A 13,240-nucleotide genomic window follows, 5' to 3' on the forward strand; every position below is an offset into this window, starting at 1 on the left:
ACTAATTTATTACTTCTTCACATCTTGAACAAAGCTCTTCTTCACTTTTTGAAGTAAATTTCCAACATCTAGGGCACTTAGCATCTTTTGCTCGTGCTACAGTAAACTTAACATCTTCAATTTCAAAGCTTGCTAAAATATCTTCTTGAGATTCACTTGTAATAGAACTAACCAAGAACCAGTCTTCAGCTTCAACTCTTTCTAAATCTAAGATATCTTTTGATGTAGTAGAAATTTCTAACTCTAAAGTTGATTTAATAACTTTGTCTTTTTTTAGTGTATCTATAGCTTCACTAAACTTTTCTTTAGCTAATAATAAAACCTCTTCATTAAGATTACTTTCAACTTCAGGTAAAATAACTTTTTCAAAGTCAAAAATATCTTTTGTATCACCTTTAATAAATGAAGGTGCATACTCAATTAATTCATCCATTGTATAAGTTAAAATACAAGCAAGTGTAGAGATTAATTTTTTAAGAATAATTGCCATTGCACTTTGAGATGCAATTCTATGAATATCATTTTTATTATCACAATATAATCTATCTTTACAAACATCTAAATAGATACCTGATAAATCTACAACTAAGAAATTGTTTAATTTATTTAATCCCTTAGAGTATTCGTATACAGCAAATGAACTCTCAATCTCATCAAAAGTTTTTTTAGCTTTACTTAATACCCATTTATCAAGTGGCCCCATTTTATCAATTGAAACGATCTCTTCAAGGTCACTAACATTTGCAAGTAAAAATCTTGCTGTATTTCTAATCTTTCTATAAAGTTCAGCATTTTGTTTTAAGATATTATCAGAGATTTTTAAATCTGATTGATAATCACTCATAGCAACCCATAGTCTCAAAATTTCAGAACCATATTGCTTCATAACCTTTTCAGGAGCAACAACATTTCCTTTTGATTTTGACATTTTTTCACCCTTTTCATCAACAGTGAATCCATGTGTCAAAATCGATTTATAAGGTGCAACTTCACTTGAAGCTAAAGTTGTTAAAAGTGAAGATTGGAACCAACCTCTATGTTGGTCACTTCCTTCTAAATACATATCAGCAGGGAAAGTTCCTGCATCATAATTTCCACTTCTTAAAACTGCATTTTGAGTAGAACCAGAATCAAACCAAACATCTAAAATATCCATAGTTTTTTCTAAATCATCTGGGTTTAGTCCACTTTCTGGATTTAATAACTCTTCAATTGATAAGTCATACCAAGCATCACAACCTTTTTCTTCGAAAATCATAGCTGTATAAGTTAATACTTTTTCATCAAAAACAATCTCATCAGTTTTTTTGTTTCTAAAAAATGCAATAGGTACACCCCAATCTCTTTGTCTAGAGATACACCAATCAGGACGTCCTTCTAACATAGCTTTTAATCTATTTCTTCCCCATTCTGGGTAAAAAGTTAAATTTTCAACTACTTCTAGTGCATTTTGTCTTAGTGTTTTATTCTCTTTTCCATACTCATCGTCAATAGAGATAAACCATTGTTTTGTTGCTCTAAAGATAATTGGTTTATGAGTTCTCCAACAATGTGGGTAAGAGTGTCTAATATCAACTCTACTTAATAAAGCCTCATTTGCTGTTAACTCTTCTAAAATCATCTCATTAGCTTTAAATACATGCATTCCAAGATATTTTTCTGTATCATTAAATAGTTTTTCTCTAACTATAGTTTCATCATATTTACCTTCAGCATCAACAGGCATAATAACATCTAAACCATATTTAAGACCAACTTTATAGTCATCCTCACCATGGCCAGGAGCTGTGTGTACGGCACCTGTACCAGCATCCATCTCAACATGCTCCCCTAAGATAATCTTAGATTCTCTTCCATTTAATGGATTAACTGCATGGGTATTTTCTAAATCTTTTGGATTAATAGACTCTGCTACTTCACCTTTTATTACTTCTTTTTCAATTAGTTGGTTATATAGTTTTTTTGCAACAATGAATTTATCAGTTGTTAGAACATACTCTTCCTCACCATTTAGTGAAATTCCTGTATTTGCAGGCAATGTCCAAGGTGTAGTTGTCCAGATAATAACACTCGCATCTAAATCTTTATGTTTAAAGGCAACATAAATAGATGGTGAAGTTTTATCTTCATATTCAACTTCAGCTTCAGCAAGTGCAGTTTGTGCTGCCCATGACCAATAAACTGGTTTACTTCTTTGAACTAATAAACCTTGTTTGGCAATTGCACACAACTCTCTGTAAATATTAGCTTCAAATTTAAAATCCATTGTTAAATATGGATTTTCCCAATCACCTAAAACTCCAAGTTTTTTAAACTCATCTTTTTGAATATCAATAAATCTACTAGCATGAGCTCTACATAACTCTCTAATTTTAGATTTAGGAAGCTCTTTTTTCTTAGTTGATCCAATTTTCTCTTCAACTTTTTGTTCAATTGGAAGACCATGACAATCCCAACCTGGAACATATCTAACTGATTTACCATCAAAATAGTGGTACTTAACAATTATATCTTTTAAGATTTTATTTAATGCATGTCCAATATGAATATGACCATTTGCATATGGAGGACCATCATGAAGTGTAAAAGAAGGTTTTCCTTTTCTATTATCCTTCATTTTGTTGTAAACTTGATTTTCATCCCAAAGCTTATATTTCTTTGGTTCATTCTGAGGCAAATTCCCTCTCATTGGGAATTTTGTATTTGGTAATAGTAAACTATCTTTGTAATCCATTATTTAATACCTTAAATTGTATTTTGTTCTTAATATTATAAATCGCAGATTATATCTAACACTTAGTTAAGTTAAGTTTATATTGTTTTATACTCAAAAGTTTACGTATTTGTACAATAGTTGTACAAAATTGAAATTAATGTTAAAATGAATATGTATTTGTTTCATTTGTACACATATTGTGTATAAGATTAATTGATGAAAAATGAACAAAATGTTACCATAACACATAATTTTAGCATGAAAAGAAAATTAAGCTACTCTTCTAAGTATAATTGCTCGATATTCTGCTAAAATCATCTTTGAAATCAAAAAAATATGTACAACAGGGACGGTATAGATGGATACTAAACATTATGAAGTAGTTATTGTAGGTGGTGGTATTTCTGGTGCTGCTTTATTCTATGAACTAGCAAGATATACAGATACAAAGAGTATTTGTATGTTAGAAAAATATGAAGATTTAGCAACTTTGAATTCAAAAGGGACTAGTAATTCTCAAACAATTCACGTTGGTGATATTGAGACTAACTACACACTTGACAAAGCAAAAATTACAAAAAGAGCAGCAAATATGATTGTTAAGTTTAACTTAATGAGAGGTTTACAAGATAAAGTTATGTTTGCTCATCAAAAAATGGCATTAGGTGTTGGTGATAAAGAATGTGAATTTATTAAAAATAGATATGAAGAGTTTAAAGAACTTTTTCCTTATTTAGAGTTATGGGACAAAGAAAAATTAAGAGAACTTGAACCAAAACTTGTTTATGCAGATAAAGAACAAACAAAAGATAGACCTGAACCAATAGTTGCTATGGGTACACAAAGTGAATATACGACAGTTGATTTTGGTGCAATGACAAAAGAATTAGCAAAAGCTGGTCAAGAAGAAGATATAAAAACTGACATTTTTTATAATGCAGAAGTAGAAGAGATTGAAAAAGTTAATGGTAAATTTAAATTAACGACTACAAGTGGTTCAATATTCACAGCTGACTATGTTGTTGTAAATGCAGGAGCTCACTCACTATATTTGGCTCATAAAATGGGTTATGGTAAACATATGGGATCTTTATCTATGGCCGGATCATTTTATATTACAAGTGGTGAATTTTTAAATGGTAAAGTATATATGGTACAAAATCCAAAACTACCATTTGCTGCATTACATGGTGATCCAGATATTCTTTGTGATGGTAAAACTAGATTTGGCCCTACAGCTTTAGCTTTATTAGTTCTTGAAAGATATAAAGGTGTTTTTAAATCTTTGGGTCAATGTTTAAAAACAATGAATATTGATGGTAATACAATTAAAATTTTCTGGGATTTATTAAAAGATTCTGATATTAGAAATTATGTATTTAGAAACTTCTTATTTGAAGTTCCAGGAATAAATAAAAAATTATTTGTAAAAGATGCTAGAAAAATTGTTCCATCTCTAAGTGTTGATGATATTGAATATGCAAAAGGATTTGGGGGAGTTAGACCACAAGTTCTAGATAAAGATGAACAAAAACTAATGCTTGGTGAAGCATCAATCAATCCAGGTGATGGAATCTTATTTAATATGACACCATCTCCAGGAGCAACATCATGTTTAGGAAATGCAGAAAGAGATATTAAATACATTTGTGAACATTTAAATTTAACATTTAATGAAAAGAAATTTAAAGAAGAATTAACAGACGACAATCAAGAATAATATGTATAAGGAATTTTCCTTATACATTATATAAAGAGTATAAATGCAAGAAACTCAATTTATTACACAAAAAGAACTCATATTATTGCAAAACCTCCTAAGAGACAACAAAAAGACTATAACAACTGCTGAAAGCTGTACAGGGGGATTAGTTGCTTCTATGATTACAGAGATTTCAGGTTCCTCTGATATATTTAATGGTGCAATAGTTAGTTATTCAAATGAAATAAAATCACAAGAATTAAAGGTTAAACAATCTACTTTAGAAGAGCATGGAGCAGTTAGTATTGAGGTTGTAGATGAGATGTTAGATGGTGTAATAAAAAAATTTAATGCTAATTATGCCATTGCAATAAGTGGAATTGCAGGTCCAAATGGTGGAACAAAAGATAAGCCAGTTGGTACTGTTGTAATTGGTATATGTGATGAAAATTTAGAGAAAAATATCGAGGTTTGCCACTTTGAAGGAAGTAGAAAAGAAGTGCAAAATCAAAGTGCAAAATACTCTTTGAAAAAAATTTTGAAATTTTTTCAAAAAACCCTTGACAAATAAAAAATAAATAAGTATACTTCCACTCCAATTTAACTAAAGCAGTTAATTGGTTAGAGCGACCCGTTAGCTCAGCTGGTAGAGCATCTCCCTTTTAAGGAGGTGGCCGAAGGTTCGAATCCTTCACGGGTCACCATTTTTTATATCGATATTGGCCCCTTCATCTAGCGGTTAGGATCTTGGATTTTCATTCCAATCACAGGAGTTCGAGTCTCCTAGGGGTCACCATCATATAAAGGTCGATTAGCTCAGTTGGTAGAGCGCTACCCTTACAAGGTAGATGTCATAAGTTCGAGTCTTATATCGACCACCATTTACTAAAAATTTATTGTTTAACAAATTGGCCCCTTCATCTAGCGGTTAGGATCTTGGATTTTCATTCCAATCACAGGAGTTCGAGTCTCCTAGGGGTCACCAATATGTATAAGTGTGCGGTTGTAGTTTAGTTGGTTAGAATGCCTGCCTGTCACGCAGGAGGTCGCGAGTTCGAGTCTCGTCAACCGCGCCACTTTTATACACTTATTTTATGAGCGACCCGTTAGCTCAGCTGGTAGAGCATCTCCCTTTTAAGGAGGTGGCCGAAGGTTCGAATCCTTCACGGGTCACCATTTTTCGAATCGAAAGATTCTTGCAAATGCCTTCGGTGATTCTTTTAGAATATCACCTACGGTTCCAAAGCTACTTTTCTAAAACAGTTTAGAAAAGATTACGCTTTTCAGGTCGATTAGCTCAGTTGGTAGAGCGCTACCCTTACAAGGTAGATGTCATAAGTTCGAGTCTTATATCGACCACCATCAATTTGAAAATGTTGCGGTTGTAGTTTAGTTGGTTAGAATGCCTGCCTGTCACGCAGGAGGTCGCGAGTTCGAGTCTCGTCAACCGCGCCATTTACTTACTTTTATTTATCCCTACCTTTATTTTATAATTATCTCAACTTTTTTTAGTTATATTAAAATACTAATTTAATTAAGGCATTTAATTTATGATTAAAGCAAAATCTTTATATCACTTGATTCTATATAGTATTATTTTTATTGTAATACTAACCTCTTCATTTACTTTTATTATTATTGAAAATGCTTTTGATGAGTTTCAAGAAAAAATTGAAATTATAAAAACTGATCACGCTAGTAAGAAAAAAGAACTTATAAAAGAAGATATTAAAAAAACACTCAAGTTTATAGAATACTACCATAAGAAATTTAAAGACATAAAACCAGAAAAAGAGATTAAAAGCGATTTATTAAATGCAATAGAATTAATGAGAGATACTAAAGATGTAGATGATTATATTTTTGTATATAATTTTGAGGGTACTCTACTTTACTACCCAATAGCAAATGCAAAAATTGGTCAAAACCTATATGAATTCACAGACCCCTCTGGTAAAAAAGTTATCAAAGAGATAATTGAGGTATCACAAAAAGAAGAAGGTGGATTTGTACAATATATATGGTATAAACCAATAATTAAAGATGATGCACTAAAAATATCATATGCTCTTTCTTATAAACCTTGGAATTGGACAATAGGTACTGGTATTTATTTAGATGAGATTGAAGAGATCGTTAAACAAAAGAAAATAGAATATGATGAAAAAATCTCAAATTATGTTTTACAAATTTTATCTTTAACAATAATGTTAGTTTTATATTCTATATTTATCTATAAAAATGCAACACTTTTAATTGTAAATGATGTAAAAGAGATAGGTAAGTATTTTAAAGAGACACAAACAGATGATTATAGAATTAGTCAAGATAGACTTATCTTTGGTGAATTTAAAGTAATTGCAAACTATGCCTATGATGCAATGCATAATATCAAAGATAAAACGCATATGTTAGAACATTTAAATAAAAATCTTCAAGATACAGTTGAACACCAAACAAAAGAACTAACTTACTTAGTTGAATCACAAAAAAAGTTTTTAAAAAACTCAGTACATGAGGTAAATACACCCTTAGCAATTATCAGAACAAATATTGATCTTCTTAAAATGCATACCCCAGATAACAAATATATTTCAAATATTGAAAGTGGTGCAAAAATCATTCAATATATTTATGATGATTTGTCATATTTAATTAAAAAAGATAGAGTAGATTATCCAAAAGAATATATAAACTTTTCTGAATACTTAGAAGAAAGACTAAACTTTTTTGATGGAATTGCTACTGCAAATGACTTAGAGTTTATTAATAATATTGATGAAGATATCTATATTAAATTTAATAAAACAGAATTGCAAAGAATAGTTGATAATAATATTTCAAACTCAATAAAATATTCATATGCTAAATCAGCAATCTATATAAGACTAACATATTTTAATGATGAATATGTAGAGTTTAGTGTAAAAACAAATTCTGATAAAATTGAATCAATTGATATGATTTTTGATGACTTTTATAGGGAAAATAATGCTAGAGGTGGCTTTGGATTAGGCTTGAGGATTGTAAAAGAGATTTGTGATAAGAATTTAGTTATAATTAATTTGGATTCTAATGATAAATATACAAAATTCACTTATAGGTTTAAAATAAATGAAGATATTACTTCTTGAAGATGAATTAATGCTTAATAATGCAATTTCAGAGTATCTGAAAGATATTGGGCATATGGTAGTAAGTTTCACAGATGGTGAAGATGTTGTTAATACAGTTGATATGAGTTTTGATTTACTTATACTTGATATTAACGTTCCCAAAAAAGATGGTTTTGAAATACTTCAGGAATTAAATGAGAAGAAAGTTTATATTCCAACTATTTATATTACAGCTTTAAATGATATAGAAGATATTACAAGAGCTTATGACTTAGGTTGTAGAGAATATATTAAAAAACCTTTTCACTTAGAAGAACTTGGCATTAAAATCAATCAAATCCTTAAAAAAGACCAAAGTAATACTTCTCATATAAGATTTTCTGAAAATTATTCATATGCTAAAGACAAACAAACCCTATATTTTAATGGTGAACCACAAACTTTAACAAAAAAACAACTTGAGATTATTCATATCTTAGCACTTAATATAAACATGATTGTTGACTTCGAAAGATTTAGAATTGACATCTGGAGAGGTGAAAATATTGACAATCCTACTATAAGAGCTGAAATTTCAAGACTAAAAAAAGCATTAAAAGAAGACTTTATTAAAAATATAAGAGGTCTTGGTTATAAAATTGACAGATTTTATTCATCTTAATAAATCCCTTAAATAGGCTCTTTCAGAGCTTATTTGCTACTCTAATACTACTCTTCAAATAAATTTATGTAAAAAAAATGTCATTGCTACGCTTTTGCAACCTTAAGCTATTAAACTTTCAATGTTGAATGACTAAGAAGATTAATCTTTTTAGTTAACTTAAAAAAGGAGTACTATATGAGTCCAGAAAAAGCTCAGGCTTATTGGAAAGAAAATATTTCAACAATTCTTAAACTATTAATAGTTTGGTTTGTTGTTTCGTATGGGTGCGGTATTATATTCATTAATGAATTAAATACTATCGAAATCAGTGGTGTTAAATTAGGTTTCTGGTTTGCACAGCAAGGTTCTATCTATGTATTCGTTGCATTAATTTTTATTTATGTGAAATTAATGAACGGTATTGATGAGAAATACGGCGTTCACGAATAGAAGGGGAGAAGAATGGAATTACAATCATTAATTTATTTATTCGTAGGTATTTCTTTTGCAGTATACATTGGTATAGCACTTTGGGCAAAAGCTGGATCTACTAAAGATTTCTATGTAGCTGGTGGTGGGGTTCACCCAGTAGCTAATGGTATGGCAACTGCTGCAGACTGGATGTCAGCTGCATCATTTATTTCACTTGCTGGTATTATCTCATTTAAGGGATCATCTGGTGGTGCTTACTTAATGGGATGGACTGGTGGATATGTTCTACTTGCTATGTTATTAGCTCCATACTTAAGAAAATTTGGTAAATTTACAGTTCCTGATTTCGTTGGTGATAGATATTATTCAGATACTGCAAGACTTGTTGCAGTTGTATCAGTTATTTTCGTATCGTTCACATATGTTGCTGGACAAATGAGAGGTGTTGGTATCGTATTCTCAAGATTCTTACAAGTTGATGTAAACACAGGTGTACTTATTGGTATGGCTGTTGTATTCTTCTACTCAGTTCTTGGTGGTATGAAAGGTATTACTTATACTCAGGTAGCACAATATGTTGTTATGATTTTTGCTTATATGATTCCAGCAATTTTCATTTCATTACAAGTTACTGATACATTCTTACCACAGTTAGGATTATTTGGTTCAACTTCATTTGCATTCCATGATGGAGTTAAAGTTATCCCAGAAGGGACCTACTTGTTACATGCATTGGATACAGCAGTTACTGATTTAGGATTTACTGCGTATACTAATCCAGGTAACTTAACAAATATGTTCTTATTAACTGTTGCATTAATGCTTGGTACTGCTGGTCTTCCACACGTTATTGTTAGATTCTTTACAGTTCCAACTGTACAAGATGCAAGAAGTTCTGCTGGATGGGCATTAGTATTTATTGCTATTATGTATACAACTATTTCATCAGTTGCTGCATTCTCAAGAGTTAACTTAATTAAAAATGTTCAAAATGTTGAATATAAAGCATTTGTTGCTGGTGAGACTAAACATGCAGATGGAACACCAAACAGTGGTAAATGGTTCAAAACTTGGGAAGAAGGTGGACTAATAGCTTGGACTGATAGAAATGGTGATGGTAAAATTCAATATGCTCCAGGTGCAGCATTTGATGGAGCTAAAGGTAAACCACAATTTGATGGAACTAACACTGGACCAAACGGAGAGAGAGCGACTACGAATGGTAAACCAGCAGGAAATTCTGGTAAAATTGAAAATGAGCTTTATGTTGATAGAGATATTATGGTACTTGCAAACCCAGAGATTGCAAACTTACCTAACTGGGTAATCGCATTCATCGCAGCTGGTGGTCTTGCAGCAGCATTATCAACAGCAGCAGGTCTATTACTTGTAATTGCTTCTGCAATTTCACATGACTTAATGGGTCAAGTAATCTTTAAAGATAAAGAGACTGGAAAGTCTACTTTAAATGAGAAAACTGAGTTAATGTGGGCAAGAATCTCAGCAATCGCTGCAATTTGTGTAGCCGGTTACTTGGGTATCAACCCTCCAGGTTTCGTTGCACAAGTTGTTGCATTAGCATTTGGTATTGCTGCAGCTGCATTCTTCCCAACAATTATCCTTGGGGTATTTGACAAAAGAATGAATAAAGAAGGTGCAATCGCTGGTATTTTAACTGGTCTTATTGTAACTGTTGGTTATGCTTGGTACTTTATCTGGGGTGGTGGTACTCCTGATGGTTATTTCATGGGAATTGCTCCGGCATCGTTCGGTACAATTGGTACAATCCTACACTTAGTGGTTGCACTAGTAGTATCTAGAATGACTCCTGAGCCTCCTCAAGAGATTCAAGATCTAGTAGAGTCTATTAGATTACCTAACAACGCTGGTGATGCACAAGATCACTAAAAAATCAAAGTCAACCTTCGGGTTGGCTTTTTTTATCTAAATTTTAATATAAGCATTTTGATTAAAAAAAGTTTATATATGAATTTATTTAAAACCTTACTCTCAATTAATACTTTTTTAATATATATTTTCACTATAATTAATTTAACAAATACTAAGGATTAGCAATGAGTCTTAGAGACCAAAAAGAATTTTTATCTCAAATTCATCCATTTGAATTATTAAATGAAAAACAAATGGACAAATGTATAAAACATATGGATATAGCATATTATCCAAAAGATGAAATTTTAATCACACCAGAAAGAATCCCTGAACACTTTTTTATTATTATCAAAGGTATTGTTCATGAATACAATGAAAATGAAGAGATTCTAGTAGACTTTCATCAACAAGACTCATTTGATGCAAACTCATTAATTTATGGAAAAACAAAAAACCATTTTAAAGTATATGAAGATTTAATTTGTTATGAAATAGAGAAAAAAGCTTTTTTAGAATTACTTGAAGAAAGTGAAGGTTTTAAAAACTTCTTTTTAAATAATCTTGTAAATAAACTTCAAACTCTAAAAGAAAAAAAATATACCTCAGAACTGTCATCATTTATGATTGCAAGGGTTGCAGATACAGTTTTACACCCTCCATGTATAGTTGAAGAGGGAACAAAATTAATTGATGCAATTGAGAAATCAATGCAGTTCCATACTTCAACAATAATTGTAAAAAAACAAAATGGAGAGTATGGAATTATTACAGATTCACTTTTAAAAGTGAAAGTTTTACTTCAAGGAAGAGACTTAAATATTCTTGTTGAAGATATTGCTATTTTCCCACTGCTTGCTGTAAATCAGGATGATTATTTATTTGATGCCTTTTCACTTTTAATAAAAAAGAATATTAAAAGAGTTGGTGTAGTAGATAATGATTGTCAAATGATAGGTGTTTTAGAACAAATTGATGTTTTATCACACTTTGCAAATCATACTTATGTGGTTGATTCTAAAATAAAAAATGCAAAAACAATTGAAGAGTTAAAAGAAGCAAGTAGTGAATTTATAAATACAATTAAAACCTTAAATGCAAAAGGTGTAAAAGTTAATCATATTTCAAATTTAATTGGTCAATTAAACACAAAAGTTTATAAAAAACTATTTAAGTTTATTGTTCCTATAGAGCTTCAAAAAAGTGCATGTTTTATTGTAATGGGAAGTGAAGGAAGAAATGAACAGATAATGAAAACTGACCAAGACAATGCCTTGGTTGTAAAAGATGGTATTGATATTGAACAATATAGACCTTTTATGCAACAAATGACTGAGTCACTTATCGATTTTGGTTATCCTCCATGTCCAGGGAATATTATGGTTTCAAATCCATTTTGGTGTAAAACTGTTAGTGAATACAAAGCAGAAACTAAAAAATGGATTGAAAGTCCCGATATGCAAAACTATATGGATTTAGCAATTTTCTTTGATGCCTTTGCAGTTGCAGGGGATAAAGAACTTTTAATTAATTTAAAAGATGATTTGTTTAATAAACTTCATGATAAAGATGTATTTATGGCATATTTTGCAAAGGCAACTTTAACCTTTGATACCCCAAGCACAGTTGCTAATTTTATGACAAAATCCCATACTATTGATATCAAAAAAACTGGTGTTTTTCCTTTAGTTCAAGGTATTAGAAGTTTAGCTTTAAGAGAAAGAATTAGAGAAACAAGAACAACAAATAGAATAAGAATACTTGAACAAAAGAAAATTTTAGAATCTGAAATGGCAAATGAACTACTAGAAGCTTTTGATGTATTAAATACATTAAGACTTAAGGCCCATTTACAAAAAGCTCAAGATAATCAAAAAATAAATAATGAAATAGATACCCATAAACTTGGTAAAATTGAAAGGGATTTACTAAAAGATAGTTTTAAAATAGTTAACGATTTTAAAAAATTTATAACTTACACATTTAAAATAGATAAGATTTCATAATGTTAAAGAAAATAATGAACAAATGGCGTCTTAGAAATCTAAAAGATGAAAGATATCTTTATCTTTTTAATCAGCCACCAGTTGATGAGTATGTTTGTTTAGATTGCGAGACAACAGGATTAAATCCCAAAAAAGATGAGATTTTGTCAATTGGAGCAGTTATAATAAAAAAGAACAAAATATTAATGAGACAGACACTTAATATTTTTGTAAAGCCTTCACAAAAAGTGACAGAAGCATCAATAAAAATCCATCAAATAAGACCCATAGATTTAGAAAATGCAGTTGAACCTAAAGTTGCTATTATGGAACTACTTGAATTTATAGGAAATAGACCAATAGTTGGTTATTACATAAAATTTGATATTGCTATAATTTCAAAATATACAAAAAAATATATTGGTATTTCATTACCAAACCATCAAGTTGAAGTCAGCTCTATGTATTTTAAAACAAGAAAAAGAAGTTCTGATTATGAATTTGTAGATTTAAAATTTGATACTATTATGAAAGAACTTGATATTCCAGAATTAGGAAAACACGATGCATTAAATGACGCACTTATGACCTCAATGATTTTTCTAAAACTTAGGGATATGTCCCCAGCTAATTCTACCTTCTATACAGGCTAAGAATAGGGAAAAATAGCATTAACGTAGCATTTTTCTCATAACTGTTACTTTATGAAAAAATCTCTCTTATTATTTAATGAATAACTATTCGTTTTCACTATAA

9 protein-coding genes and 8 tRNA genes are annotated in these 13,240 nt (G+C 30.3%); 16 read left to right on the forward strand and 1 reads right to left on the reverse strand.

Features of this window, described 5'->3' with window-relative positions; translation table 11 throughout:
• Window position 1: 1 nt before the first annotated feature.
• Window positions 2–2,734, reverse strand: a complete 2,733-nt coding sequence (ileS, locus tag AC2TY9_RS15490) for an isoleucine--tRNA ligase (RefSeq protein ID WP_489778490.1) — start codon at window positions 2,732–2,734, stop codon at window positions 2–4.
• A 340-nt stretch (window positions 2,735–3,074) separates the two neighbouring features.
• Between ileS and AC2TY9_RS15495 the strand changes: the two genes are divergently transcribed.
• From AC2TY9_RS15495 to AC2TY9_RS15570, 16 genes are all read left to right on the forward strand, one after another.
• Complete coding sequence (locus tag AC2TY9_RS15495; RefSeq protein WP_489778491.1) at window positions 3,075–4,436, forward strand: FAD-dependent oxidoreductase; 1,362 nt, start codon at window positions 3,075–3,077, stop codon at window positions 4,434–4,436.
• Window positions 4,437–4,479: 43 nt separating this feature from the next.
• A complete protein-coding gene (locus AC2TY9_RS15500; RefSeq protein WP_489778492.1) occupies window positions 4,480–4,989 on the forward strand; it encodes a CinA family protein in 510 nt (169 codons plus the stop codon).
• 57 nt (window positions 4,990–5,046) lie between these two features.
• A tRNA-Lys gene (locus tag AC2TY9_RS15505) sits at window positions 5,047–5,122 on the forward strand.
• Window positions 5,123–5,139: 17 nt separating this feature from the next.
• A tRNA-Glu gene (locus AC2TY9_RS15510) sits at window positions 5,140–5,214 on the forward strand.
• A 9-nt stretch (window positions 5,215–5,223) separates the two neighbouring features.
• A tRNA-Val gene (locus AC2TY9_RS15515) sits at window positions 5,224–5,299 on the forward strand.
• 29 nt (window positions 5,300–5,328) lie between these two features.
• Window positions 5,329–5,403: transfer RNA gene (locus tag AC2TY9_RS15520), tRNA-Glu, on the forward strand.
• Window positions 5,404–5,417: 14 nt separating this feature from the next.
• A tRNA-Asp gene (locus AC2TY9_RS15525) sits at window positions 5,418–5,494 on the forward strand.
• A 24-nt stretch (window positions 5,495–5,518) separates the two neighbouring features.
• Window positions 5,519–5,594, forward strand: a tRNA-Lys gene (locus tag AC2TY9_RS15530).
• 110 nt (window positions 5,595–5,704) lie between these two features.
• Window positions 5,705–5,780: transfer RNA gene (locus tag AC2TY9_RS15535), tRNA-Val, on the forward strand.
• Between the two features lie 16 nt (window positions 5,781–5,796).
• Window positions 5,797–5,873 (forward strand) — tRNA-Asp (locus AC2TY9_RS15540).
• 95 nt (window positions 5,874–5,968) lie between these two features.
• Window positions 5,969–7,552: a sensor histidine kinase gene (locus tag AC2TY9_RS15545; RefSeq protein WP_489778493.1), complete on the forward strand. Its 1,584-nt coding sequence runs from the start codon at window positions 5,969–5,971 to the stop codon at window positions 7,550–7,552.
• A complete protein-coding gene (locus AC2TY9_RS15550) occupies window positions 7,533–8,195 on the forward strand; it encodes a response regulator transcription factor (RefSeq protein ID WP_489778494.1) in 663 nt (220 codons plus the stop codon). The genes AC2TY9_RS15545 and AC2TY9_RS15550 overlap by 20 nt, the downstream gene beginning before the upstream one ends.
• A gap of 177 nt (window positions 8,196–8,372) precedes the next feature.
• The gene (locus AC2TY9_RS15555; protein WP_489778495.1) at window positions 8,373–8,627 is read left to right on the forward strand and encodes a DUF4212 domain-containing protein; all 255 of its coding nucleotides are present in this window, start codon (window positions 8,373–8,375) and stop codon (window positions 8,625–8,627) included.
• A gap of 12 nt (window positions 8,628–8,639) precedes the next feature.
• Window positions 8,640–10,517, forward strand: a complete 1,878-nt coding sequence (locus AC2TY9_RS15560) for a sodium:solute symporter family protein (RefSeq protein WP_489778497.1) — start codon at window positions 8,640–8,642, stop codon at window positions 10,515–10,517.
• A gap of 167 nt (window positions 10,518–10,684) precedes the next feature.
• The gene (locus AC2TY9_RS15565; RefSeq protein WP_489778498.1) at window positions 10,685–12,505 is read left to right on the forward strand and encodes a DUF294 nucleotidyltransferase-like domain-containing protein; all 1,821 of its coding nucleotides are present in this window, start codon (window positions 10,685–10,687) and stop codon (window positions 12,503–12,505) included.
• Entirely contained in the window at window positions 12,505–13,137 is a 633-nt protein-coding gene (locus AC2TY9_RS15570) for a 3'-5' exonuclease (protein WP_489778500.1), read from the forward strand. Before AC2TY9_RS15565 ends, AC2TY9_RS15570 begins: the two co-directional genes overlap by 1 nt.
• Window positions 13,138–13,240: the final 103 nt, after the last annotated feature.

It is taken from the genome of Arcobacter sp. ISO1 (assembly GCF_058105185.1).

Coding starts and splice junctions, on each gene's coding strand:
- AC2TY9_RS15550 (WP_489778494.1), top strand. CDS start 7,533: ATGAAGATATTACTTCTTGAAGATGAATTAATGCTTAATAATGCAATT.
- AC2TY9_RS15555 (WP_489778495.1), top strand. CDS start 8,373: ATGAGTCCAGAAAAAGCTCAGGCTTATTGGAAAGAAAATATTTCAACA.
- AC2TY9_RS15545 (WP_489778493.1), top strand. CDS start 5,969: ATGATTAAAGCAAAATCTTTATATCACTTGATTCTATATAGTATTATT.
- AC2TY9_RS15495 (WP_489778491.1), top strand. CDS start 3,075: ATGGATACTAAACATTATGAAGTAGTTATTGTAGGTGGTGGTATTTCT.
- AC2TY9_RS15570 (WP_489778500.1), top strand. CDS start 12,505: ATGTTAAAGAAAATAATGAACAAATGGCGTCTTAGAAATCTAAAAGAT.
- AC2TY9_RS15565 (WP_489778498.1), top strand. CDS start 10,685: ATGAGTCTTAGAGACCAAAAAGAATTTTTATCTCAAATTCATCCATTT.
- AC2TY9_RS15560 (WP_489778497.1), top strand. CDS start 8,640: ATGGAATTACAATCATTAATTTATTTATTCGTAGGTATTTCTTTTGCA.
- AC2TY9_RS15500 (WP_489778492.1), top strand. CDS start 4,480: ATGCAAGAAACTCAATTTATTACACAAAAAGAACTCATATTATTGCAA.
- ileS (WP_489778490.1), bottom strand. CDS start 2,734: ATGGATTACAAAGATAGTTTACTATTACCAAATACAAAATTCCCAATG.